Origin of the sequence: Streptomyces armeniacus, assembly GCF_003355155.1 — a bacterium.
GTDB classification, from domain to species: Bacteria; Actinomycetota; Actinomycetes; order Streptomycetales; family Streptomycetaceae; genus Streptomyces; species Streptomyces armeniacus.
This window is the reverse complement of record NZ_CP031320.1, coordinates 3484079-3506760: the sequence shown is the minus strand read 5'-3', so window position 1 is coordinate 3506760 and position 22682 is coordinate 3484079. Positions and strand designations below refer to the sequence as shown.

Here is a 22682-nt window from a genome sequence, read left to right as displayed (position 1 = left end):
ACGCGCGTGCGGCGGCCGGTGGGGTGCACGGAGGTCCGTGCGCCCCGCCGGCCGCCTGGTGCTCCTTACCCGGTGTTACGGGAGTCGCGGCAGGTCCGCCGTTGCCTTGCGCGGGGTGGTCCGCTCCGGGGACTTCTCCGGTTCCGGTGTCGCGTGCGGCTCGCACGTCACGTCGCGGCTGTCGGTCTTGCCGCTCAGCAGGTACGCGTCGACGCGCTTGTTGACGCAGCCGTTCTCCAGGCTGGTGACGCCGTGCGAGCCGGCGTCCTTCTCCGTGATCAGGCGCGAGCCCTTGAGCCGCTTGTGCAGTTCGACGGCTCCGGCGTACGGCGTGGCCGCGTCCCGCTCGGACTGGACCAGCAGGACGGGCGGCAGGCCCTTGCCCGTGCGGACGTCGAGCGGCCGCTGCTGCTTCGCGGGCCAGGTGGCGCAGGGCAGGTTCATCCAGGCGTTGGACCAGGTGAGGAAGGGATAGTCCTCGTGCAGCCGGGAGTTGTCCCGGTCCCACTTGGACCACTTGGTGGGCCACTTGGCGTCGGCGCACTCGACGGCGTTGTAGACGGCGTTGCCGTTCTCGGCCGACTTGTTGCCCTCGGTGTCGGACATGTCCGGGGCGGCGGCGTCGATCAGGGCCTTCTCGTCGCCCTTGAGGTACGCGGACCAGGTGGCGGCGGTGGGCGCCCAGGCGCTGTCGTAGTACGGCGCGCTCTGGAAGAAGCCGAGGAGTTCGGCGGGGCCGACGACGCCGCCGAGCGGTTCCTTCTTCGCGGCGGCCCGCAGCTTCTCCCACTGGGCCTGGACCTTCTCGGGCGTGTCGCCGATGCCGTAGGCGGCGTCGTTCTCGGCGACCCACTTCTTCCAGTCGTTCCAGCGCATCTCGAAGGCGACGTCCTGGTCGAGGTTGGCCTCGTACCAGATCTTCTGCCGGGAGGGGTTGACCACGCTGTCGACGACCATGCGGCGCACGTGGTCGGGGAAGAGGGTGGCGTAGACGGCGCCGAGGTACGTGCCGTACGACACGCCGAGGTAGTTGAGCTTGCGGTCGCCCAGCGCGGCGCGGATGACGTCGAGGTCGCGGGCGGTGTTGGGCGTCGTCATGTGCGGCAGCATGTCGCCGCTGCGCTCGCCGCACCCGTCGGCGTACTCGCGGGCGAGCTTGCGCTGGGCGAGCTTGTCCGACTCGTCGTCCGGAACGGGGTCTGCCTTGGGCGCCTTGACGAACTCCTGCGGGTCCATGCAGGAGATGGCCGCGGAGTGGCCGACGCCGCGCGGGTCGAAGCCGACGAAGTCGTAGGCCTTCGCCGTCTTGGTCCACAGCGGGTTCTTGGTGGTGACGCGGGCGGGGAAGCGCATGCCGGAGCCGCCGGGGCCGCCGGGGTTGTAGACGAGGGAGCCCTGCCGCTCGTCGGCGCCGCCGGTGTTGCGGTGGCGGTTGACGGCGATGTCGATCGTACGGCCCTCGGGGCGCGCGTAGTCGACGGGGACGGTGACGTGGCCGCACTGGATGGGCTTGTCGAAGCCCCAGTCGGCGGGGCAGTCCTTCCAGTCGACGCCCTTGTCCGCGGCGCGTGCGGCGGCGAGCCGTACGCCGCGTGCCTCGGCGTCGTCCGAGCCGGCTCCGGCGCCGGACCGGGGTGCGCCGGCGCGCTGTTCGGAGGCGGTCCCGTCGGCCATGGCCGACGGGACGGTTATCAGGCCGGCGACGAGCGCTCCGGCCGCGAGTGTGCCCGCTGTGGCGAGCACGGAGGTGCGTCTGTTCAACGTGGGAACCCCCCTGAGTCGTTCCACCGCTGGTGACGGCGGTGGTGAGTGTGCGTGGTGGCTTTGCGCAGGATCCTTTCGTCCGGCGGGCGACGCGGGACAGGGCGGCCGTACGTTCTTTGCCAAGTCATGAACATGATCTGCCGTCAGCTCCTGGCGTTATGCCCGGTTTTGGCGTGACTCCGTACGGGGCGAAGTCCGTTCCTCGCAACGCGCTGTTCGGAAACCGGCCTTGACGGGCAGGCCGACGCACAGAATCATCATGCGCGCGTCAATGCACACGGCACACGTGACGCAGCTCCGCATCCTCCCCCCACAGAACATCGGAGCCACACAGTGATACGCAAAATGAAGCGACGTACCGTCATCGCCGCCGCCACGGGCACCGCGCTCGCCGCCACCCTGCTGACCGTGGCCGGCGCGCAGGCGAACGAGCAGGCGCCCGCGCCGGCCGCCGCGCCGGACATCTCCGTCGAGAACGTCCAGCAGCACCTCAAGGAGCTGGACGCGGTCGCCCAGGCGAACGGCGGCAACCGCGCGCACGGCGAGCCCGGCTACAAGGCGTCCATCGACTACGTCAAGGGCAAGCTGGACGAGGCCGGATTCGAGACCTCCGTGCAGGAGTTCGACAAGGGCGGCGCGACCGGCTACAACCTCATCGCCGAATGGCCCGGCGGCAGCGCCGACGACGTCCTGATGGCGGGCGCACACCTGGACTCCGTCAGCGACGGCGCCGGCATCAACGACAACGCCAGCGGCTCGGCCGGCCTCCTCGAGGTCGCGCTCGCCGTCGCCGCGGGCGACCTCCAGCCGTCCAAGCACCTGCGCTTCGCCTGGTGGGGCGCGGAGGAGCTGGGCCTGGTGGGCTCCAACCACTACGTCAGCAGCCTCGACGACGCCGAACTCGGCAAGATCGGCGGCTACTTGAACTTCGACATGATCGGCTCGCCCAACCCGGGCTACTTCGTCTACAACGAGGACCCCGAGCTGGAGAAGGTCTTCACGGACTGGTTCGCGCAGAAGCAGATCGAGACCGAGCCCGCGACGGAGACCGACGGGCGCAGCGACCACGCGTCGTTCCAGGACGCGGGCGTCAAGGTCGGCGGCCTGTTCACGGGCGCGGGCGAGACGATGACGGAGGAGCAGGCCGGCAAGTGGAACGGCACCGCCGGCGAGGCCTTCGACAAGTGCTACCACTCGGCGTGCGACGGCACCGACAACATCAACGCCGACGCGCTCGACGCGAACAGCGACGCCATCGCGCACGCGATCTGGGAGCTCAGCTCCTGACACCCGCGCCGCCCGCCGGGCCGCGCCCGCCGCACCGCACCTGAGCGGAACGCGGCCGGCACGGCACGGCACCCGGCGCAGGCACCACCCCGTACGGCCCGCACGCAGCACGCGTGCGGGCCGTACGGCGTTCCCCGGCCCGTACGGCGCGCACAGCGCGCAAGGCGCGCGGCACCGGTACGCCGACCCGCTGCGTCAGTCCCGCCCGCCCGGCTGCGTCAGTCCCGCCCGCCCGGCCGCCGGCTGCCGGTGTCCGGGCCGCGGTGCTCCGCGGCGATGCCGAAGCGGCGCCGTTCGCCGGCAGCGGACGGCAGGTCGCGGACGGAGGAGACGGTGCTGATCACCCCGTCCTGCTCCGCCTCGCTGAGCGCTTCCAGTCGTTCCAGGTCAGCGGCCGATACGAGGGCCACCAGGGGCTTGCCGTGACGTGTCACCACGACCCTCTCACCGCCGTATACGACGCGGTTGATCAACTCGGCGAGGTCTGCGCGGGCTTGCGTCACCGGAATCTCGTAGGCCATGCTCCCCAGCATAACGTCATGTACGTCCTGTACATTTTTGACAGAGCACAGAGAGCGCTGTCGGCTCTACGAGAGGTGTGGCCATGGAACGACCCCGCACGTCCGGCACCGGGATCACCGCCCGCTACGTCCTGCCCGAGTTCACCGAGCGCACGAGCTCCGGGAGCCGGACGATGGACCCGTACTCCAAGCTCCTCGCCGAGCGGATCATCTTCCTCGGCACGCAGATCGACGACACGTCCGCCAACGACGTGATGGCGCAGCTCATGCACCTCGAACACGCCGCGCCCGACCAGGACATCTCCGTCTACATCAACTCCCCCGGCGGCTCGTTCACCGCCATGACGGCCATCTACGACACGATGTCGTTCGTCACCTGCGACATCGAGACCGTCTGCATGGGCCAGGCCGCCTCCGCCGCCTCGCTGCTGCTGGCGGCCGGCACCCCCGGCAAGCGGCTGGCGCTGCCGGGCGCACGCGTCCTGATGCACCAGCCCGCGTTCTCCGAGCCCATCCAGGGGCAGGCGGACGACCTGGAGATCCAGGCCAGGGAGATGCTGCGGACCCGGGAGCTGATGGAGGAGATGTACGCCAGGCACACGGGCCAGCCGGTGGAGCGGATCCGCGCCGACATCGAACGGGACAAGATCCTCGACGCGGAGGCCGCGAAGGAGTACGGCCTGATCGACCGGATCACCATCTCCCGCAAGCGGTCCGCCGCCGAACGCCTGGCCGGGTGAGCCCGTGCTCCCGCCGGAGCTGCCGCCGCTGCCCGCGCTGACCCGCGCCGAGGGGCAGCTCGTCGACAGCTATCTGGAGGTCCTCGACCTGCTCGGCCGGATCAACCCGGCGCGCGCCCGTGACACGTACGGCGGGCTGCGCGCGGCGCAGGCACTCGTCGGGCGCGCCGCCGCGCTGCGGGACGCGCTGGCCGTGATGCACGAGCGCGGGGAGCGCGAGGTGCACGCGGACGTGCTGGCCCGCGCACTGCGGGTGCTGGACGGGGAGCGCCGCGCGTCCCGGGTGACGCTCCCGCCGGAGCGGCCGGACTGAGCCGCGTACGGACCGAGGCGGGGCGTACGGGCGTACGGCCGTACGGGCGCACCGTACGAGGTGACAGGGCGCCTCAGGACTGAAGCCCCGCGCCGGGGCTACACGACCGGCATGGATGCGCGCAGGGAGACGTCGTACGAGCGGGCCGACCGCAACTTCGTGGAGCTGCTGCAGGAGCTGCGGGTGACGCAGACCGGGGTGCAGATCCTCTTCGCGTTCCTGCTCACGCTCGCCTTCACGGAGCGCTTCCCGGACCTGGACTCGTACCAGCGGGGAACGTACATCGCGACCCTCCTGCTGTCCGTCCTCGCGGCCGTCCTCTTCACCGCGCCCGCCGCGCTGCACCGCGCGCTGTTCCGGCGCGGCGCCAAGCGGCTCATCGTGGACGTGTCGTCGCGGCTGGCCGCGTGCGGCCTGGCCGTGCTGGCGCTGGCGCTGACGGGCGCGGTGACGCTCGTGGTGGACGTGGTGCTGGGCCGCGCCGCCGGGGCGGTGACGGGCGCGCTCGCGCTGCTGGTGTGCGCCGGGCTGTGGGCCGTGCTGCCGTGGACGCTGCGGCTCGGGCTGCGCAGGCGGCACACGCCCGACGAGGGGCGGCAGCGCAGCCCGCGCGGCCCGGTGCCCTGACCCACACGGCCGCGCGGGCAGGCGTACGGCGGCCGGTGCGCCGTACGGCCTCCGCCGCTGCTCAGGCGCCCCGCGGCGCCGTACGGATCACCGCCTCGACGGCCCGCCCCACCTGCTCCGCGTCCAGGTCGGCGCGTGCGGTGAGCCGCAGCCGGGACACGCCGTCCGGCACGGACGGCGGCCGGAAGCAGCCGACCGCGATGCCTTCCGTACGGAGGTCCGCCGCCCACCGGACCGCCGCCTCGGGCGACGGGGCGCGTACGGAGACGACCGCCGCGTCCGGTGCGCGCGCGGTGAGCCCGGCGCCGGTGAGGCGGCGGTGCAGCTCCGCGGCGACGCCCCGCACCCGGTCCGGGCGGTCCGGCTCACCGCGCAGCAGGCGCAGCGCGGCGAGGGCGGCGCCGGTGGCGGCGGGCGCGAGGCCGGTGTCGAAGATGAACGTGCGGGCGGTGTTGAGCAGGTGCTCGATGACGCGGCGCGGGCCGAGGACCGCGCCGCCCTGGCTGCCCAGCGACTTGGAGAGGGTGACGGTGACCACGGTGTCGTACGCGCCTGCCAGCCCGGCCGCGTACGGGCCGCCGCGCCCGCCGTCGCCCAGTACGCCGAGTCCGTGCGCGTCGTCCACGAGCAGCGCGGCGCCGTGTTCGCGGCAGGCGGCGGCGAGGGCAGGCAGCGGGGCGGCGTCGCCGTCGACGGAGAACACCGAGTCGCTGACGGCGACCGCGCGCCTGTCGTGCGCGTCGAGCGCCTTGCGTACGGCGTCGGTGTCGGCGTGCGGTACGACGGCGGTGTCCGCGCGGGAGAGACGGCAGCCGTCGATCAGCGAGGCGTGGTTGGCCGCGTCGGACACCAGCAGCGTCCCGGGCGCGGTGAGGGCGGTGACGGCGGCGAGGTTCGCGGCGTAACCGGAGGACAGCACGAGGGCGGCCTCGAAGCCGCAGAACTCGGCGAGCGCCTCCTCCAGTTCGGCGTGCAGCGCGGTCGAGCCGGTGACCAGCCGCGAGCCGGTCGACCCGGCGCCCCAGCGGCGCGCGGCGGCCGCCGCGGCGCCGGTCACCCCGGGGTGCCGGCTGAGCCCGAGGTAGTCGTTGCCCGCGAGGTCCAGCAGCGGGGAGTCGGCCGGGCGCGGGCGCAGCGTACGGGCGAGACCGGCGCGGCGGCGCTGTTCGGCGGCGTCGTCGAGCCAGCCGAACGGGTCCCTGGGCGGTACGGACATGGGTGGGCGGTCCCTCGGTCGCGGACGGTCGGTGGGCACGGGCGGCGGGCGGACCCGGGCGGGGGCCCGGGCGGCGTACGGTCGGGGAACGGCCGGGGAAGGGGCCCCGGTTTGTCGGCAGTCGATAGAAGGTAGCCCCGCTTGAGGCCGGACAGGGTGTGGCAATACCCACACACGAATCAACCGATCTTGTTGGTTCCCTCCTTTGCCGGGACCGCCGTGGTAAGCGAGTATCTCCGCCATGGACCTGCTGAACGCACTGGTGGACAAGGGGCTGCGGGGCGAATCGCCGACGCGGGAGGAGGCGCTCGCCGTACTGGCGACGTCCGACGACGAACTGCTCGACGTGGTGGCCGCGGCCGGGAAGGTGCGCCGCCGGTGGTTCGGGCGGCGTGTGAAGCTCAACTATCTGGTCAACCTCAAGTCCGGGCTGTGCCCGGAGGACTGCTCGTACTGCTCTCAACGGCTGGGCTCCAAGGCGGAGATCCTCAAGTACACCTGGCTGAAGCCGGAGGAGGCCGCCGTCGCGGCCAAGGCCGGTGTGGCGGGCGGCGCGAAGCGCGTCTGCCTGGTGGCCAGCGGCCGCGGCCCGACCGACCGGGACGTGGAACGGGTGTCGGAGACCATCGCGGCCGTCAAGGAGGCGAACGAGGGCGTCGAGGTGTGCGCCTGCCTCGGGTTCCTCTCCGACGGCCAGGCCGAGCGGCTGCGCTCGGCGGGCGCCGACGCGTACAACCACAACCTCAACACCTCCGAGGCGACGTACGGGGACATCTGCACCACACACGACTTCTCGGACCGGGTGGACACGGTGCGGGAGGCGAAGCAGTCGGGGCTGTCGGCGTGCTCCGGACTCATCGCGGGCATGGGCGAGTCGGACGCCGACCTCGTCGATGTCGCCTTCGCGCTGCGGGACCTGGACCCGGATTCGGTGCCCGTCAACTTCCTGATCCCGTTCGAGGGCACGCCGCTGGCCGACGAGTGGAACCTCACCCCGCAGCGCTGCCTGCGCATCCTGGCGATGGTGCGGTTCGTGTGCCCGGACGCGGAGGTACGGCTCGCGGCCGGCCGCGAGGTACAGCTGCGGTCGATGCAGCCGCTGGCCCTGCACCTGGCCAACTCGATCTTCCTGGGCGACTACCTGACCAGTGAGGGCCAGGAGGGCAAGGCGGACCTCGACATGATCGCGGACGCGGGTTTCGTGGTCGAGGGCACCGACACGACCACCCTGCCGGAGCACCGGGTCGACGAACTGGTCAGTGTGCGCAGGCGCGGCGCGGGCACGGAGCTGCCGCCCAATGCCTGAGCCGGCGCCCATGCCCGGGCCGGGGGCGGCAGCCGAACTGCTCGCGCTCGACCGGCGGCACGTGTGGCACCCGTACGGGCCGATGCCCGGGCGGGAGGCACCGCTGCTGGTCGAGTCGGCGGCCGGGGTACGGCTGCGGCTGGCCGAACCGGTCGAGGGCCGGGACGAGTTGGTCGACGGCATGTCCTCGTGGTGGTCCGCCATCCACGGCTACGGCCACCCGGTGCTGCACGACGCGGCGGTGGAGCAGCTGGGGCGGATGAGCCACGTGATGTTCGGCGGGCTCACGCACGAGCCCGCCGTACGGCTCGCCAAGCGCCTCGTCGACATCACCCCCGAGGGGCTGGAGCACGTCTTCCTCGCGGACTCCGGTTCGGTGTCGGTCGAGGTCGCGGTCAAGATGTGCCTGCAGTACTGGCGTTCCGTGGGGAACACGCGCAAGCAGCGGCTCCTCACCTGGCGCGGCGGCTACCACGGCGACACCTGGAACCCGATGTCCGTGTGCGATCCGGACGGCGGGATGCACCACCTGTGGTCCGGGGTACTGCCGCGGCAGATCTTCGCCGACGCGCCGCCCGCGGGCTTCGACGCCGGGCCGGACCCCGCGTACGCGGCGCACCTGCGGGAGCTGATCGGGCGGCACGCCGACGAGCTCGCCGCCGTGATCGTCGAACCCGTGGTGCAGGGTGCGGGCGGCATGCGCTTCCACTCCCCCGCCTATCTGCGGGTGCTGCGCGAGGCGTGCGACGAGCACGGCGTGCTGCTCGTCCTGGACGAGATCGCCACCGGATTCGGGCGTACGGGTGCCCTGTTCGCCGCCGGGCACGCGGGCGTCACGCCCGACGTGCTGTGCCTCGGCAAGGCGCTGACCGGCGGGACGATGACGCTGGCCGCGACGCTCTGCACGCCGCGCGTGGCCCGCGGGATCTCGTCGGGCGAGGTGCCGGTGCTGGCGCACGGGCCGACGTTCATGGGCAACCCGCTCGCCTGCGCCGTCGCGGACGCGTCGATCGGGCTGCTGCTGGAGCAGGACTGGGCGGGCGAGGTGAAGCGCGTCGAGTCCGGGCTGCGCGAGGGCCTGGCGGCGGCAGCGGACGTGCCGGGCGTGGTGGACGTACGGGTGCTGGGCGCGATCGGCGTCGTCCAGCTGGACCACCCGGCGGACATGGCCGCGGCCGGGCGGGCGGCGGCACGCGAGGGCGTGTGGCTGCGGCCGTTCCGCGATCTGGTGTACACGATGCCGCCGTACGTGACCGGCGACGAGGATGTGGCGCGTATCTGCGCGGCGGTGTGCGCGGCGGCCGGGGCCGGCTGACCGGCGCAGGCGGACAGCGCGCGCGGGGGCGCGGAAGCAGGACCGAGAGCGACGAGAGCAGAGAAGCGGCGGAGCACGATGGCGATCATGGTGGTGACCGGGACGGACACGGGCGTCGGCAAGACCGTCGCCACGGCGGCGGTCGCGGCGGCGGCGCTGCGCGCCGGCCGCTCCGTGGCCGTTCTGAAGCCCGCCCAGACGGGCCTCGGCCCGGCCGAGCCCGGCGACGCGGCGGAGGTCGTACGGCTCGCGGGCGGCGCGGTGACCGCAGCCGAACTGGCCCGGTACCCCGACCCGCTGGCCCCCGCCACGGCCGCCCGACGGGCGGGCCTGCCGCCCGTCGGCCCGGACGCGGTCGCCGAGGCGGCGGTGGACCTGGCCGCGCGGCACGACCTGGTGCTGGTGGAGGGCGCGGGCGGGCTCCTCGTACGGTTCGACGACCGTACGGGTGCCACGCTGGCCGACGCCGCCCGGCTGCTGCGGGCGCCGGTGCTGCTGGTCGCGGCGGCGGGCCTGGGCACGCTCAACGCCACGGCGCTGACGGCGGAGGCGCTGTCGCGGCGCGGCCTGGCGTGCGCGGGCGTGGTCGTCGGCGCGTGGCCGGCCGAGCCGGACCTGGCCTGCCGCTGCAACCTCGCGGACCTGCCCGTCGCGGCCGGCGCGCCGCTGGCCGGGCTGCTCCCGGAGGGCGCCGCGGCGCGCGAGCCGGCCGCGTTCCGTGCGGCGGCGCCGGGGTGGCTGGCGCCCGCGCTGGGCGGCGACTGGCGGGGGCCCGGCGGGGACGGCGGTGCGGGTGCGGGTGCCGCGCTCGTGCCCGAGGACGCGGGGCTGGCGGCCGTACGGCCGTGACGGCGCGCCTCCGTACGGTGCGGTCTCGCGGCCTCCGTACGGCGAGCGCCCGCGCCCCCGTACGGCGAGCGCCCGTACGCACGCCATGGCCCCCCCTCACCGCACGTGAGACGATCCCGTCGCCGTGAGCGCCGGGTCCGTACGGGCGCGGAGACGTGGAGGGTGACGATGTTCGCGATACCCCTGGGGGACGACGGCGCGGAGCTGTGCCCGCTGGAGCCGTGGCAGGCCGCGGAGTTCCTGGCCCACATGGACCGCGGTCGGGAGTTCATCGGGCGGCACAACGGGCTGCCGGACGTCGTCACGGACCTGGAGTCGAGCCGCGCGTACCTCCAGACGTACGCCGACAAGGCCGTCGCCGACACCGGCCGGCTGTACGGCATCCGTACGGACGGCAAACTCGTCGGCGGGGTCCTGCTGCGCACGCTGGACGTGGCGCAGCGCACCGCCGAGGCGGGCTGCTGGCTGGAGCCGTCGGCGGTCGGACGGGGCCTGGTGACCAGGGCCGTGCGCGTGCTCATCGACTGGGCGGTCGAGGAGCGCGGCGTCCACCGCGTCGAGTGGTGGGTGTCGTCGGCGAACGGGCCGAGCATCGCGGTGGCCCGGCGGCTGGGCATGACGCGGGACGGCGTGCTGCGGGAGAGCTACGCGCACCGGGGGCAGCGGCACGACATGGAGATCTGGTCGGTTCTCGCGCCGGAGTGGCGCGCACACCGCTGAGGGCCGAGCCGCCGACGCGCAGGGGCTCCGCGCTCAGAGGCTCCAGGTGCGCAGCTCGTCCGCGATGGCGTACACGTCCGCCGTACCGTCCTTGACCAGGCGCGCCAGGTCGCGGATCTGCTCGGGCGAGGTGGCGACCTTGAGGCCGCTGGCGACCAGGTAGGCGTACGCGACGGCCGAGGCGAACAGCGCGTTGGACCGCTCCAAGGCGGGGACGTGCAGCAGCAGCTGGAGCAGCGCGGCCGCGCGCTCGTGCGGGTCGGTGTAGACGGGCCGGTCGAAGACGGCGGCCTCGTGGCGGCTGACGGCGGCGATGAGCGCGCCGTAGTCGGTGACACGCGGGTCACCGGGAGTCTTCTCTTCAGCGATGAGCAGCCAGGCGAGATCGATGCGGAGTGTCACGTACGGCTGCGGCCTTCGCTCTCCCGGCTGCCGAACTCCTCGGCGAACACCGACTCGTAGCTCTTCATGAAGTCCGCGGCGGCGTCCACGAAGGTGTGCCCCACCTCGCCCGCGTCCCGCTGGACGAGCTCCTCGATATAGCGGTTCACGCTCATGCCCCTCTGCAGAGCCCGCTCGCGCGCGGTCTCCGCGGTCGCCTCGTCCACGCGGACGTTCAGCTGTGTTTTGGCCACACCTTCACGCTAGCGCCGAAACGCTATCGCGACAAGCGGCGGGTACGCGGGCGCGGGAGGGCGCGGACGGAGACGGCGGCGCGTGGTTGCGTACGGGGATGGATGCCGCCCCGCTGGGTAACCGTTCTACCCTCCGCTCCCCCACGGGGAGTTGGCCTGACCTGCCGGACCGACCGACGCGGGAGGCGCGGTGTCCACACCGGTAACGGAGAAGACGTACGAGGACGCGGGGGGCGGTCCGCCCGCCGCCCGCGCGGAGGCACTCACCAAGGCGTACGGCACGGGCGACATGGCGGTGCTGGCGCTGGACGCGGTCGACGTGGCCGTCGCCCGCGGCCGGTTCACGGCGGTGATGGGGCCCTCGGGCTCCGGGAAGTCGACCCTGATGCACTGCCTGGCCGGGCTCGACTCGGTCAGCTCGGGCCGCGTGTGGCTCGGGGACGCCGAGATCACCGGCCTCGGCGAACGGGAGCTGACCCGGCTGCGGCGGGACCGCGTCGGCTTCGTCTTCCAGTCGTTCAACCTGCTGCCGACGCTGTCGGCGGCCGAGAACATCACGCTGCCCATGGACATAGCGGGCCGCAAGCCGGACGGTACGTGGCTGGACACGGTCGTCGACACGCTCGGCCTGCGCGACCGGCTGAGCCACCGGCCCGCGCAGCTGTCCGGCGGGCAGCAGCAACGGGTGGCGTGTGCGCGGGCGTTCGCGTCCCGGCCCGAGCTGATCTTCGCGGACGAGCCGACCGGGAACCTCGACTCCCGGTCGGGCCTGGAGGTGCTGCGCTTCCTGCGGGAGGCCGTCGACCGGCTGGGCCAGACCGTCGTCATGGTCACGCACGACCCGGGCGCCGCGAGCCACTCGGACCTGGTGCTCTTCCTCGGCGACGGCCGGATCGTCGACCAGATGCCGGAGCCGACGGCCGACGCCGTGCTGGAACGCATGAAGCGCTTCGACGTGGTCCGGCACGGCTGACGCGGGCGGGCGCGCCCGTACGCGTACGCGCACGGCCTGTACGGGTGCCCGCCCGCATGCTGGAATTCCGCGCAACGCCCCGCGGCCCGGTGCTGGGATGCCGCCATGGACGATCTCCGGATACGCGCGGCCACCGGCGCCGACACCGACTCCGTACTGGCCTTCTGGAAGGACGCCGCCGAGGGCACGAGCGTCAGCGACGACCGTACGGGCGTGTCCGTGCTGGTCGAGCGCGACTCAGGCGCGCTGCTGCTGGCCGAGCGCGACGGCGAGCTGGCCGGGACCGTCATCGCGGGCTTCGACGGCTGGCGCTGCCACCTCTACCGCCTCGCGGTCCACCCCCGGCACCGCCGCCGCGGCGTGGCGACCGCCCTGCTGGCGGCGGCCGAGGCGCGCTTCACCGCGCTGGGCGGGCGGCGCGGCGACGCCATGGTCCTCGACCGCAACGAGGACGCGCACGCCGCGTGGACGGCCGCGGGCTACGCCCCCGAGCCGCAGTGGAGCCGCTGGGTCAAGCCGCTGCGTTGACCGGCCCGGCCGATCACCGGCTTTGCTGGCCCTTTACCATGAGCTCTCCACCGCACCACCCGCCACTGACGAAAGGTGTGAGCGTCCGCACATGGGCGAGCCTCCCAGTACCGGCTGCACCGCCGGTCCGAGCCATCGAGCACGTCCCCCCGCCCTGACCGACCATGGGACGGAGGTGACCCGATGACCGAAGTGCTCCTCCTGCTCGTGGCGGTCCTGCTCGCCCTGGCGTGCGGCGGCTTCGTCGCGGCGGAGTTCTCGCTGACGACCGTGGTGCGGGCCGAGCTCGAGCAGGCCGTGGAGAACGGCGAGCGGGGCGCCGCCAGCGCCTTCAAGGCCGTCACCTCCCTCACGTTCCAGCTCTCCGGCGCACAGCTCGGCATCACCGTCACCAACCTCATCGTGGGCATGCTCGCCGAGCCGTCCATCGCCCGGCTGATCTCCGGACCGGTGCAGTCCGTGGGCGTGCCGGAGTCGGCGGCGTCCTCGGTCGCCCTGCTCCTCGGTACGGCCATGTCCACCGTCTTCGTCATCGTCGTCGGCGAGCTGGTGCCGAAGAACTGGGCGATCTCGCGGCCGCTGCCGGTCGCCAAGCGCGTCGCGACACCGCAGCGCGTGTTCTCCGCCACCTTCCGGCCGCTGATCCGGCACCTCAACAACAGCGCCAACCGCATCCTGCTCCGGCTCGGCCTGGAGCCCACCGAGGAGCTGGCGTCCGCCCGTTCACCGCAGGAGCTGGTGGCGCTGGCCCGGCACTCCGCCAAGGAGGGCGCGCTGGAGGCGGACACCGCCGACCTGTTCGTCCGCACCCTGCACCTGGCGGAGCTGACGGCGGAGAACGTGATGACGCCGCGCGTCCAGGTCACCGCCCTGGAGGTGCAGGCCACCGCCGAGGATGTGGCCAACGCGACGCGCGCCACCGGCCTGTCCCGGTTCCCCGTGTACGAGGGCAGCCTGGACACCGTCGTCGGCATCGCCCGCGTCAAGGACGTCCTGGCGGTGCCCGCCGCGGAGCGGCCCTCGCGGCCCGTCACGGCGTTCATGCGGGAGCCGCTGCTGGTGCCCGAGTCGCTGACCGTGGACCGGCTCCTGGACCGCATGCCGGGCGGCGAGCGGAGCATCGCCGTCGTCATCGACGAGTACGGCGGCACCGCCGGCGTGGTCACGCTGGAGGACGTCATCGAGGAGGTCGTCGGCGAAGTGCGGGACGAGCACGACCCGCAGGAGACCCCGGACCTGGCGCCCGCCGGCGAGGACCCGGAGGGGCGGCCGCTGTTCGACGCGGACGGCGCCGCCCGTACCGACCAGCTCGAACGCATAGGACTGCGCGCCCCCGAGGGCCCGTACGAGACGCTGGCCGGGCTGGTCGCCGCCGAGCTGGGCCGCATCCCCGTCGAGGGCGACGTACTGCACGTCGCGGACTGGCGGATCGAGGTCGCCGACGCCACCGGACGGCGCGCGGCCCGGGTGCGGCTCACGGGGCCGCTGCCCGCCGATGCGAGCGACGAGGACGAGGGGGTGTGGCGATGACCGCCGTGCAGGTGTTCATCGGGCTGCTGACGCTGGTCGTCAACGCGGCCTTCGTCGGCGGCGAGTTCGCCCTGATCTCCGTCCGGCGCAGCCAGATCGAACCGCTCGCCGAGCAGGGCGACCGGCGGGCCCGCAGCGTGCTGTGGGGCCTGGAGCACGTGTCCGCGCTGCTGGCCACGGCCCAGCTGGGCATCACCCTGTGCAACCTGGTGCTGGGTGTGGTCGCGGAGCCCGTGATCGCGCATCTGCTGGAGCCGCTGTTCCACTCGGTGGGCGTGCCGGAAGGGCTGATCCACCCGGTGTCGTTCGCCATCGCGCTGGCCGTGGCGACGTATCTGCACATGCTGTTCGGCGAGATGGTCCCGAAGAACATCGCGCTGGCCGAGCCGCAGCGCACCGCGATGGTGCTGGGGCCGCCGCTGGTCGCGCTGTCCCGCGCGCTGCGTCCGGTGGTGTTCTCGGTCAACGCGTTCGCGAACGGGCTGCTGAAGCTCATCCGGGTGGAGCCGCGTAACGAGGTCGAGTCGACGTTCTCGGACGACGAACTCGCCCGTATGGTCGCCGACTCCAGCGAGGCCGGGCTGCTGGACGAGCGCTCCACGGAACGGTTGCGGGACGCGCTGGAGCTCGGCCGCAGGCCGGTCTCCGAAGTGGCGCGCCCGCTGGACCGGGCCGTGACGGCGCCGCTGGGCATCAGCCCCGAGGAGTTGGAGCGGCTGTCCGTCAGCTCCGGCTTCTCCCGCTTCCCCGTGGTGGACCGCAACGGGCGGGCGCTCGGCTACCTGCACGTCAAGGACGCGCTGGACGCCACCCCGCGCGAGGAGGCGTTCCCGCTGACGGCGATGCGGCCGATCGCACTCGTACGGGCGACGATGCCGCTCGACGACGTGCTCGGCGCGATGCGCGGCAGCGGCACCCACCTCGCGGCGGTGATCGGGCCGGACGGGCGCGCGGCCGGGCTGGTCACCATGGAGGACGTGCTGCGGCAGCTGGTGGGGCGGCCGCTGACGGGCTGACGCCGGAGTCCCTCCGTACGCGGCGCTCTGCACGGGAGCGGCCCCGCCCCGTACGGGAGCGGCTCGTACGGAGGGCCTCGTACGGAGCGTGATCCGTACGGAGCGGTGTGCCCGGGCGGTGTCCGGGCACACCGCCGCGCCCGGCTATCCTGGGCGGGCCATGGAAAGCACCCCCGCACCGCCCCCGATCAGCAGCTTCGTCGCCGTGGGCGACTCGTTCACCGAAGGCATGTCGGACGCGCTCCCGGACGGTACGTACAGGGGCTGGGCCGATCTGCTGGCCGCCCGGTTCGGCGCCCGTACGCCCGGCTTCCGCTACGCGAACCTCGCGGTGCGCGGCAAGCTCATCCAGCAGATCGCCGAGGACCAGGTGCCCGTCGCCGCGGACATGAAGCCCGATCTGGTCACCCTCGTCGGCGGCCTCAACGACACGCTCCGCCCCCGGTGCGACATGGCCCGCGTGTGCGGGCTGCTGGAGGAGTCCGCCGCGGCGCTCGCGCCGCGCTGCGGGCAGCTGGTGCTGATGCGGAGTCCGGCCCGGCGCGGCCCGGTGCTGGAGCGCTACCGGGACCGGATGGAGCACCTGTTCGCCTTCGTCGACGAGCTGGCGGAACGGCACGGCGCGCTCGTCGTCGACCTGTACGCCTCGGAGCCGCTCGGCGACCCCCGGCTGTGGTCCGACGACCGGCTGCACCTGACCGACGAGGGGCACCGCCGGGTCGCGGAGGCCGTGTGGCAGCGCCTCGGGCACGCGGCCGAGGACGACTGGAACAGCCCGCTGCCGCCCGCCGCCGCGCCGGGCTGGGCCGTACGCCGCCGCGCGGACCTGCGCTTCACCCGCGAGCACCTGGTGCCGTGGATCGTACGGCGGCTGACCGGCCGCTCCTCCGGCGACGGGCGGGCGCCGAAGCGGCCGGAGCTCGGTCCGCTGAGCTGTGAGGACACGCCGTAGAATCCTCGGGTGACTGAGAAGCCCCGCATCCCGAACGTCCTTGCCGGCCGCTACGCCTCCACGGAGCTGGCCGTCCTGTGGTCCCCCGAGCACAAGGTGCGGCTGGAGCGGCGGCTGTGGCTCGCCGTGCTCCGCGCGCAGCGGGACTTGGGCATCGAGGTGCCCGACGGCGCGCTCGCCGCCTACGAGCGGGTGCTGGAGCAGGTCGACCTGGCGTCGATCGCGGAGCGCGAGAAGGTCACGCGGCACGACGTGAAGGCCCGTATCGAGGAGTTCAACGCGCTCGCCGGGCACGAGCAGATCCACAAGGGCATGACGTCGCGCGACCTCACCGAGAACGTCGAGCAGCTGCAGATCCGGCTCTCCCTGGAGCACGTACGGGACCGTACGGTCGCCCTCCTCGCCCGGCTGGGCAAGCTCGCGGCGGAGCACGCCGAGCTGGTGCTGACGGGCCGTTCCCACAACGTGGCGGCGCAGGCGACGACACTCGGCAAGCGCTTCGCGACCGCCGCCGACGAGCTGCTGGCCGCGCACGAGCGGCTGGAGGACCTCATCGGCCGCTACCCGCTGCGCGGCATCAAGGGCCCGGTCGGCACCGCTCAGGACATGCTGGACCTGCTCGGCGGCGACCAGGAGCGGCTGGCCGAGCTGGAACGGAGGACCGCCGGGCACCTCGGCTTCCCGCGCGCGTTCACCTCGGTCGGCCAGGTGTATCCGCGGTCGCTGGACTACGACGTGGTCACCGCGCTCGTCCAGCTGGCCGCCGCCCCCTCGTCGCTGGCGAAGACGATCCGGCTGATGGCCGGGCAGGAGCTGGTGACGGAGGGCTTCAAGGAGGGCCAGGTCGGCTCCTCCGCGATGCCGCACAAGATGAACACCCGCTCGTGCGAGCGCGTCAACGGGCTCGCGGTCGTGCTGCGCGGCTACGCATCGATGACGGGCGAGCTGGCGGGCGACCAGTGGAACGAGGGCGACGTCTCCTGCTCGGTCGTACGCCGGGTGGCGCTGCCGGACGCGTTCTTCGCGTACGACGGGCTGCTGGAGACGTTCCTGACGGTGCTCGACGAGTTCGGCGCCTTCCCCGCCGTCGTCGCCCGCGAACTGGACCGGTTCCTGCCGTTCCTGGCCACCACCAAGGTGCTGATGGGGTCGGTGCGGGCGGGAGTCGGGCGTGAGACCGCGTACCAGGCCATCAAGGAGCACGCCGTCGCGGCGGCGCTGGAGCTGCGCGCCGGCGCCGAGCGCAACGGGCTGCTGGACCGGCTGGCCGCCGACACCCGCGTCCCGCTGGACCGCGGGGAACTGGACGCGCTGATGGCCGACCGGCTGTCCTTCACGGGCGCGGCGGCCCAGCAGGTGGCGGCGGTCGTGGCACGGATCGAGGACGTCACCAAGCGGTATCCGGAGGCCGCCGCGTACACACCGGGGTCGATCCTCTGAGCGGCCCGCCCCGCCGGCCGACCCGCGCCGAACTCGAGGCCGCCCGCGACCGGGTGGTCCCCGACGTGGCGGCGCCGGGGCTGCGCGTGCTGTTCTGCGGGATCAACCCGGGCCTGTACTCCGCCGCCACCGGCCACCACTTCGCCCGCCCCGGAAACCGCTTCTGGCCCGTCCTGCACGCCGCCGGCTTCACGCCGCGACAGCTCGCGCCCTGGGAGGAACGCGAACTCCTCGGCTACGGGCTGGGCATCACCAACGTGGTCGCGCGGGCCAGCGCCCGGGCGGACGAGCTGAGCCACGAGGAGTACGTCGAGGGCGGGCGCGCCCTGGAGGGCAGGGTGCGGCGGTGGCGGCCGCGCTGGCTGGCCGTGGTCGGAGTGACGGCCTACCGGGCGGCGTTCGACGACCGGCGGGCCCAAGTGGGGCCGCAGGAGCGGACGGTCGGCGGCACCAGGATCTGGGTGCTGCCCAACCCCAGCGGGCTCAACGCCCACTGGTCCGCGGCGGACATGGCCGCCGAGTACGGGCGGCTGCGCGCGGCCGCGGAAGACGGGTACGCGGGCGCCGGGGGCTAGGGGACGGCGGGAGGATACGGGCGGCTGAGGCGCGGCGGGATGAGCGCCGGGCCGCCGCCGTGGTGTCCGGCCCGTCAGCCGCGGATCGTCCTGGTCTTCCGGCGGGCGTTCCAGATGTAGTCGCAGCTCGGGCACTGCACCGGGTCGCGCCCGTACCGCCGCCGGTCCGCCTTGGTGATGACCGTGATGGCGGGCGGCGTGAACCGGTGCTCGCACACCGGGCAGGCCAGACCGCCGGGCTGCGGCGGCCCGGAAGGCTCCGGCGACCCCGGCGGCTCCGGCGGCGCCTGCCGTGACGGCCCGCCGATCGGCGCGGCCGAGTCCAGATCCGCCCCTGCCGCGCCCGCGCACTCGGCGTGGCCGAGCCAGCGCCGGTTGCCCGCCGGATCTGTGACCGCCGGATGCCCGACCGGCACGCCGCCCATCAGCTCGCGCAGCGGCTCCTCCTTGAACCCGGCGACCTGATCCGTCTCCCGGAAGGGCCGCCTGCAGAACACGCAGGGCGGCAGGTCCGGCACCCCGCCCGTACGGCCCGTACGGCCCCCGCCCACACGACTCGTGCCGCCCGCCGCGCGGCGGGCGCGCACCTCGACGGCGGCGGCCGCCAGCAGCGCCAGTCCGAGTACGCACACGATGACGACCACCGGGTCCATGCCGCCTCCCAGGCCCGCGTTCCCTGTCCGGAACGCACCGTACGGCCGCCCGCCCGGGACCGGTCCCCGCCGCCTCTCAGCGCTCCTCCCCCACCGCGGCGACCAGCTGCAACGGCTGCTCCCGCCCGTGCCGCGCCATGCCGACGCCCACCCAGCGCCCGCCGACGGACCACCGCCGCAGCGTCGTGACACAGCCGCAGAGGGAGCGGAGCGGCTCCCGTACGGGTTCGCCCGCCTCCGCCCGTAACAGGTGCTCCGTGAGGTCGAGGGTCTCGGGCTCGCCCCAGCGCCGTGAGAGCAGCGTGACGAGCGCGTCGCAGTCGGTGCCGAGCTCCTCCTCGGCCGCGAGCCGGGCCGTGCCGTCGTCCTCCCAGAAGTCCCCGCTGGTGCGCAGCACGGCGGTCTGCGGACCGGGCGCACGTGCCAGCAGCCGGTCTATCTCGGCCAGGTGCTCTGCCAGGAACATGTGTCCAGTAAACCGCCCGGCGCCGGGAGTTGACGTGCCGTCACCCACCGGTGCGGATGTACACGGCACACTCACTCGCCGTGACCTTCCGTACCGGATACGATCCGCCACACATCGACGCGCAGGGAGGCGGACGTTGGGGAGACTCACCGGCGGGGATCCGTCCCTGCTCCGACGGATCAACTCCTCCGTCGTGCTGCGCGCGCTGCGCGGCACCGACGCGCCGCCGTCGCTGACCTTCACGGATCTCGTACAGGGCACCGGGCTGTCCCGGCCGACGGTCGAGGGCGTCGTCGAAGGGCTGATCGAAACGGGCCTGGTGGCGGAGGCGCCGCCGGAGACCTCCCCGTCGGGCGACGCCCGCCGCGGTCGCCCCGCACGCCGCTTCCGCTTCTGCGCGGAGGCCGGTCACCTGCTGGGTATAGAGATCGGCGCGCACCGGATCGCCGCCGTCCTGTCCGACCTGACGGGCCGCACCGTCGGTACGGCCACCCGCGAGGTCGACGAGACGGCCGGCGCCGACGAACGGCTGGAACAGGCGCGCGGCACGGTCGCCGACGTCCTACGCCGGTCCTGCGTGCCGCGGGACTCGCTGCGCGCCGTCGGGGTGGGCAGCCCCGGGATCGTACGGGCGGACGGCAGCGTACGGCTCAGCACGGCGCTGCCCGGCTGGACCGGGCTGCCGCTGGCCGACCGGCTGCGGCGGTCGTTCCGCTGCCCGGTGCTGGTGGAGAACGACGCCAACGCCGCGGCGCTCGCGGAGCACTGGAAGGGCGCCGCCGTCGGCACGGACGACGTGGTGTTCGTCCTGGCGGGGCTCAGCCCGGGCGCCGGGTCGCTGATCGGCGGCCGGCTGCACCGCGGATTCGGCGGCGCGGCCGGCGAGATCGGCGCGCTGCACCTGCTCGGCCGCGAGGCGCGCCCGGAGAACCTCCTGTCCACCACCGGCGAACCGCTGCACCCGCTGGACGAGCCGGCGGTGGCACGGGTGTTCGCCCTGGCGCGGCACGGCGACGTACGGGCCACGGAGGCGGTGGAGCGCTTCATCCGGCGGCTGGTGCACGACGTGGCGGCACTGGTGCTGGCACTCGACCCGGAACTGGTCGTCGTCGGCGGCTGGGCGTACGGACTGGACGGCGTGCTGGAACCGCTGCGCTGCGAACTGGAACGGTACTGCCTGCGTCCGCCGCGGGTCGCCCTCTCCGTCCTCGGCGAGGCGGCGGCGGCCACGGGGGCGCTGCGGCTGGCGCTCGACCACATGGAGGAGCAGCTCTTCGCGGTGGAGACTTAGCCGTACGTGGTGCTGACGGCCGCCGGTTGGGCCGCCGGACACTGTGGCGTCGTGGCTGAGCGCCGTCGCGGCGGGAGAAGCGTCCCGCCTGTGGCGGCGCGCTTGGCTGCCGACTGGCATGCGCCCGTCGTGCGGGAAGAGCTGCCCATGGGCGCGCGGGAGGTGCGGCCCTCACGCGGTGGGGAGGGCCGCAGGTGGTGCGTGGCGGTCAGCTGGCCATCAGGGCGACCGGGTCCGATTCGCCGAAGGTCAGGCGGCACGTGTCGGCGCGGTACGTCGAGACGCCGACCGCCGCCGTACGGCCCGACGCGAAGTACCGCGTCGTGACGACGAGGACGGCCGCGCCCGGCAGCCGGTCGAGCTGGCGGGCGTCGTCCGCCTGGGCCGAGCCCAGCTCGACGGCGCGGTCCTGGCCCTCGAGCTGCAGCTGCCGCAGCTCGCGCAGCACGCTCCGCCCGCGGGTCGCGCCGTCGTCGGAGTCGGCCGCGTCGGGGACGGTGGCGGCGGGCACGTACAGCAGCTCGGTGGCGACCGGCTGGCCGTGGTTGAAGCGGGTCCTGCGCACGGCGTGCACCATGGCGCCCGGGGAGGTGGCGAGGAGCCGTACGACGGGGACGGGCGGTGTGACGTCCGTGCAGTCGTCGGTGTGCCAGGTGTCGTCGGAGATGCCGGGCCAGCTGTCGTCCGCGGGGCCCACGTCGACCCCGATACGGGGCGGTGCGACGGTGGTGCCGACGCCGCGCCTGCGCTGCAGGCGGCCCTCCAGCTCCAGCTGCTCGAGCGCCTGCCGCAGGGTGGCGCGTGCCACGCCGAAGCGGGCGGCGAGGTCGCGCTCGTTCGGGAGGACCTCGCCGACGGCGAACTCGGAGTCGAGCGCCTCGGACAACACAGTCCTCAAGTGCCAGTACTTCGGCTCCGGAACTGTCTCCAGCTGCGTGGTCCCCACCGTTGCCTCCGCAATTGCCGTGTCCAGCGTGTCCAGCCCAGCTCTTTACGTCTGGTTCTTTATTAAAGGTTGTTGCGTATGCCGACGATATGGCCGCGCCGAGGGCTTGGTCAAGACCAATCCCCGACCCAATGCGCGACGGAAGACGGTCGGGAGGTGGTTGCCGTGGTCAACATCCGGTGGAACGATCGATCATCGTTCGGAACGGAGAGGCAACATGGCGCAGCAGAAACGGCGGCCCGTCACCGTCGTCACCGGCGGCAGCCGGGGCATCGGAGCGGCGACCGCGGTCCGGCTGGCACGGGACGGCCACAGCGTCGGCATCGGCTACGAGCGTGCCGCCGAGGCGGCCGAGGAGACCGCGGAGGCGGTACGCGCGGCCGGGGTCGACGCGGTGACCGTGCAGCTGGACACCAGTGACGAGGAGCAGGTCGACGCCCTGTTCACGACGGTCCACGAGCAGCTCGGGCCGGTCACGGGACTCGTCAACAACGCGGGGATCAGCGGCCCGTTGGGCCGCTTCACCGAGACCTCCACGGACGTGATGCGCCGCGTCGTCGAGGTGAACGTGATGGGCGCGCTGCTCTGCGCGCGGCGCGCGGCACTGGCGATGTCCGAGCGGCACGGCGGGCACGGCGGCGCGATCGTCAGCATCTCCTCGGGCGCTGCGACGCTCGGCAGCCCCGGCGAGTACGTGCACTACGCCGCCACCAAGGCCGCGGTGGACGCGATGACGGTCGGCCTCGCCAAGGAGCTCGGCCCGGAGGGCGTACGGGTCAACTCCGTCCAGCCCGGCTCCGTGCTGACGGAGATGCACGCCGCCATGGGCGATCCCGACCGCGCCTGGAAGAAGGCGACGATCACGCCTCTGCGGCGGCCCGGTGAGCCGGACGAGATCGCCAACGCGGTGGCCTGGCTGCTGTCCCCGGAGGCGTCGTTCACGACCGGTGCGGTGCTGCGCGTGGCCGGCGGCCTCTGATCCGCGGCCCGTACGGGTGATGGCGCGCGATCCGTAGGGT

25 protein-coding genes are annotated in these 22682 nt (G+C 73.6%); 17 read left to right on the top strand and 8 right to left on the bottom strand.

Going from position 1 to position 22682, the window contains the following annotated elements; genetic code table 11:
* Positions 1-75 precede the first annotated feature (75 nt).
* Entirely contained in the window at positions 76-1761 is a 1686-nt protein-coding gene (locus DVA86_RS15065; RefSeq protein ID WP_425470833.1) for an alpha/beta hydrolase, read from the bottom strand.
* A 348-nt stretch (positions 1762-2109) separates the two neighbouring features.
* Between DVA86_RS15065 and DVA86_RS15060 the strand changes: the two genes are divergently transcribed.
* On the top strand, positions 2110-3051 hold the full coding sequence (locus tag DVA86_RS15060) for a M28 family metallopeptidase (protein WP_208878866.1): 942 nt from the start codon (positions 2110-2112) through the stop codon (positions 3049-3051).
* A gap of 218 nt (positions 3052-3269) precedes the next feature.
* On the opposite strand, the gene DVA86_RS15055 is transcribed toward DVA86_RS15060, so the two are convergent.
* Positions 3270-3572, bottom strand: a complete 303-nt coding sequence (locus DVA86_RS15055) for a type II toxin-antitoxin system Phd/YefM family antitoxin (RefSeq protein ID WP_208878864.1) — start codon at positions 3570-3572, stop codon at positions 3270-3272.
* Positions 3573-3655: 83 nt separating this feature from the next.
* Between DVA86_RS15055 and DVA86_RS15050 the strand changes: the two genes are divergently transcribed.
* The 3 genes from DVA86_RS15050 (at position 3656) to DVA86_RS15040 (ending at position 5252) form a co-directional block, all read left to right on the top strand.
* Entirely contained in the window at positions 3656-4312 is a 657-nt protein-coding gene (locus DVA86_RS15050) for an ATP-dependent Clp protease proteolytic subunit (protein ID WP_208878863.1), read from the top strand.
* A gap of 4 nt (positions 4313-4316) precedes the next feature.
* Complete coding sequence (locus DVA86_RS15045; protein ID WP_208878862.1) at positions 4317-4625, top strand: hypothetical protein; 309 nt, start codon at positions 4317-4319, stop codon at positions 4623-4625.
* 111 nt (positions 4626-4736) lie between these two features.
* Positions 4737-5252 (top strand): DUF6328 family protein, encoded by a 516-nt coding sequence (locus DVA86_RS15040; protein ID WP_208878861.1) that lies wholly within the window; start codon positions 4737-4739, stop codon positions 5250-5252.
* Positions 5253-5313: 61 nt separating this feature from the next.
* Here the strand turns inward: DVA86_RS15040 and DVA86_RS15035 are convergent, their stop codons facing one another.
* Positions 5314-6468, bottom strand: a complete 1155-nt coding sequence (locus DVA86_RS15035) for an 8-amino-7-oxononanoate synthase (protein ID WP_208878860.1) — start codon at positions 6466-6468, stop codon at positions 5314-5316.
* 241 nt (positions 6469-6709) lie between these two features.
* On the opposite strand from DVA86_RS15035, the gene bioB reads away from it, so the two are divergent.
* From bioB to DVA86_RS15015, 4 genes are all read left to right on the top strand, one after another.
* Positions 6710-7774 (top strand): biotin synthase BioB, encoded by a 1065-nt coding sequence (gene bioB / locus DVA86_RS15030; protein WP_208878858.1) that lies wholly within the window; start codon positions 6710-6712, stop codon positions 7772-7774.
* Positions 7767-9089 carry an adenosylmethionine--8-amino-7-oxononanoate transaminase gene (locus DVA86_RS15025; protein ID WP_208878857.1) on the top strand — a complete coding sequence of 441 codons (1323 nt, stop codon included), beginning with the start codon at positions 7767-7769 and terminating at the stop codon, positions 9087-9089. Before bioB ends, DVA86_RS15025 begins: the two co-directional genes overlap by 8 nt.
* A gap of 78 nt (positions 9090-9167) precedes the next feature.
* Positions 9168-9938 carry a dethiobiotin synthase gene (gene bioD, locus DVA86_RS15020; RefSeq protein ID WP_208878856.1) on the top strand — a complete coding sequence of 257 codons (771 nt, stop codon included), beginning with the start codon at positions 9168-9170 and terminating at the stop codon, positions 9936-9938.
* 168 nt (positions 9939-10106) lie between these two features.
* Positions 10107-10658 (top strand): GNAT family N-acetyltransferase, encoded by a 552-nt coding sequence (locus DVA86_RS15015; RefSeq protein WP_208878854.1) that lies wholly within the window; start codon positions 10107-10109, stop codon positions 10656-10658.
* Between the two features lie 33 nt (positions 10659-10691).
* Here DVA86_RS15015 and DVA86_RS15010 read toward each other — a convergent pair whose 3' ends face one another.
* Both DVA86_RS15010 and DVA86_RS15005 read right to left on the bottom strand, forming a co-directional pair.
* Positions 10692-11060, bottom strand: coding sequence for a fic family toxin-antitoxin system, toxin component (locus DVA86_RS15010; protein WP_208878853.1), 369 nt, complete (start codon positions 11058-11060; stop codon positions 10692-10694).
* Positions 11057-11293, bottom strand: a complete 237-nt coding sequence (locus DVA86_RS15005) for an antitoxin (RefSeq protein ID WP_208878852.1) — start codon at positions 11291-11293, stop codon at positions 11057-11059. Before DVA86_RS15005 ends, DVA86_RS15010 begins: the two co-directional genes overlap by 4 nt.
* A 190-nt stretch (positions 11294-11483) precedes the next feature.
* On the opposite strand from DVA86_RS15005, the gene DVA86_RS15000 reads away from it, so the two are divergent.
* The 7 genes from DVA86_RS15000 (at position 11484) to mug (ending at position 18307) form a co-directional block, all read left to right on the top strand.
* Positions 11484-12266 (top strand): ABC transporter ATP-binding protein, encoded by a 783-nt coding sequence (locus tag DVA86_RS15000; RefSeq protein ID WP_245996608.1) that lies wholly within the window; start codon positions 11484-11486, stop codon positions 12264-12266.
* Between the two features lie 105 nt (positions 12267-12371).
* A complete protein-coding gene (locus DVA86_RS14995) occupies positions 12372-12794 on the top strand; it encodes a GNAT family N-acetyltransferase (RefSeq protein WP_208878850.1) in 423 nt (140 codons plus the stop codon).
* 183 nt (positions 12795-12977) lie between these two features.
* Complete coding sequence (locus tag DVA86_RS14990; protein ID WP_208878848.1) at positions 12978-14324, top strand: hemolysin family protein; 1347 nt, start codon at positions 12978-12980, stop codon at positions 14322-14324.
* Complete coding sequence (locus DVA86_RS14985) at positions 14321-15340, top strand: hemolysin family protein (RefSeq protein WP_208878847.1); 1020 nt, start codon at positions 14321-14323, stop codon at positions 15338-15340. Before DVA86_RS14990 ends, DVA86_RS14985 begins: the two co-directional genes overlap by 4 nt.
* 160 nt (positions 15341-15500) lie before the next feature.
* Positions 15501-16292, top strand: coding sequence for an SGNH/GDSL hydrolase family protein (locus tag DVA86_RS14980; RefSeq protein ID WP_208878845.1), 792 nt, complete (start codon positions 15501-15503; stop codon positions 16290-16292).
* Positions 16293-16301: 9 nt separating this feature from the next.
* Complete coding sequence (gene purB / locus DVA86_RS14975; protein WP_208878844.1) at positions 16302-17732, top strand: adenylosuccinate lyase; 1431 nt, start codon at positions 16302-16304, stop codon at positions 17730-17732.
* Between the two features lie 65 nt (positions 17733-17797).
* Positions 17798-18307, top strand: a complete 510-nt coding sequence (gene mug, locus DVA86_RS14970) for a G/U mismatch-specific DNA glycosylase (RefSeq protein ID WP_245996601.1) — start codon at positions 17798-17800, stop codon at positions 18305-18307.
* 74 nt (positions 18308-18381) lie between these two features.
* Here the strand turns inward: mug and DVA86_RS14965 are convergent, their stop codons facing one another.
* Both DVA86_RS14965 and DVA86_RS14960 read right to left on the bottom strand, forming a co-directional pair.
* A complete protein-coding gene (locus DVA86_RS14965; RefSeq protein ID WP_208878842.1) occupies positions 18382-18960 on the bottom strand; it encodes a hypothetical protein in 579 nt (192 codons plus the stop codon).
* 76 nt (positions 18961-19036) lie between these two features.
* Positions 19037-19426 carry a hypothetical protein gene (locus DVA86_RS14960; protein WP_208878841.1) on the bottom strand — a complete coding sequence of 130 codons (390 nt, stop codon included), beginning with the start codon at positions 19424-19426 and terminating at the stop codon, positions 19037-19039.
* Positions 19427-19562: 136 nt separating this feature from the next.
* Between DVA86_RS14960 and DVA86_RS14955 the strand changes: the two genes are divergently transcribed.
* Positions 19563-20717 (top strand): ROK family protein, encoded by a 1155-nt coding sequence (locus tag DVA86_RS14955; protein WP_208878839.1) that lies wholly within the window; start codon positions 19563-19565, stop codon positions 20715-20717.
* 208 nt (positions 20718-20925) lie between these two features.
* On the opposite strand, the gene DVA86_RS14950 is transcribed toward DVA86_RS14955, so the two are convergent.
* Positions 20926-21663, bottom strand: a complete 738-nt coding sequence (locus tag DVA86_RS14950) for a GntR family transcriptional regulator (protein WP_208878837.1) — start codon at positions 21661-21663, stop codon at positions 20926-20928.
* A gap of 217 nt (positions 21664-21880) precedes the next feature.
* Here DVA86_RS14950 and DVA86_RS14945 point away from each other — a divergent pair, with 217 nt between their 5' ends.
* The gene (locus tag DVA86_RS14945; protein ID WP_208878836.1) at positions 21881-22642 is read left to right on the top strand and encodes an SDR family oxidoreductase; all 762 of its coding nucleotides are present in this window, start codon (positions 21881-21883) and stop codon (positions 22640-22642) included.
* Positions 22643-22682: the final 40 nt, after the last annotated feature.

Excerpts from the sequence above, each read along its gene's own strand:
- DVA86_RS15060 (WP_208878866.1), top strand. The coding sequence starts at position 2,110 with ATGAAGCGACGTACCGTCATCGCCGCCGCCACGGGCACCGCGCTCGCC.
- DVA86_RS15055 (WP_208878864.1), bottom strand. The coding sequence starts at position 3,572 with ATGGCCTACGAGATTCCGGTGACGCAAGCCCGCGCAGACCTCGCCGAG.
- DVA86_RS15050 (WP_208878863.1), top strand. The coding sequence starts at position 3,656 with ATGGAACGACCCCGCACGTCCGGCACCGGGATCACCGCCCGCTACGTC.
- DVA86_RS15040 (WP_208878861.1), top strand. The coding sequence starts at position 4,737 with ATGGATGCGCGCAGGGAGACGTCGTACGAGCGGGCCGACCGCAACTTC.
- DVA86_RS15035 (WP_208878860.1), bottom strand. The coding sequence starts at position 6,468 with ATGTCCGTACCGCCCAGGGACCCGTTCGGCTGGCTCGACGACGCCGCC.
- bioB (WP_208878858.1), top strand. The coding sequence starts at position 6,710 with ATGGACCTGCTGAACGCACTGGTGGACAAGGGGCTGCGGGGCGAATCG.
- DVA86_RS15025 (WP_208878857.1), top strand. The coding sequence starts at position 7,767 with ATGCCTGAGCCGGCGCCCATGCCCGGGCCGGGGGCGGCAGCCGAACTG.
- bioD (WP_208878856.1), top strand. The coding sequence starts at position 9,168 with ATGGCGATCATGGTGGTGACCGGGACGGACACGGGCGTCGGCAAGACC.
- DVA86_RS15015 (WP_208878854.1), top strand. The coding sequence starts at position 10,107 with ATGTTCGCGATACCCCTGGGGGACGACGGCGCGGAGCTGTGCCCGCTG.
- DVA86_RS14995 (WP_208878850.1), top strand. The coding sequence starts at position 12,372 with ATGGACGATCTCCGGATACGCGCGGCCACCGGCGCCGACACCGACTCC.
- DVA86_RS14990 (WP_208878848.1), top strand. The coding sequence starts at position 12,978 with ATGACCGAAGTGCTCCTCCTGCTCGTGGCGGTCCTGCTCGCCCTGGCG.
- DVA86_RS14985 (WP_208878847.1), top strand. The coding sequence starts at position 14,321 with ATGACCGCCGTGCAGGTGTTCATCGGGCTGCTGACGCTGGTCGTCAAC.
- DVA86_RS14980 (WP_208878845.1), top strand. The coding sequence starts at position 15,501 with ATGGAAAGCACCCCCGCACCGCCCCCGATCAGCAGCTTCGTCGCCGTG.
- DVA86_RS14965 (WP_208878842.1), bottom strand. The coding sequence starts at position 18,960 with ATGGACCCGGTGGTCGTCATCGTGTGCGTACTCGGACTGGCGCTGCTG.
- DVA86_RS14960 (WP_208878841.1), bottom strand. The coding sequence starts at position 19,426 with ATGTTCCTGGCAGAGCACCTGGCCGAGATAGACCGGCTGCTGGCACGT.
- DVA86_RS14945 (WP_208878836.1), top strand. The coding sequence starts at position 21,881 with ATGGCGCAGCAGAAACGGCGGCCCGTCACCGTCGTCACCGGCGGCAGC.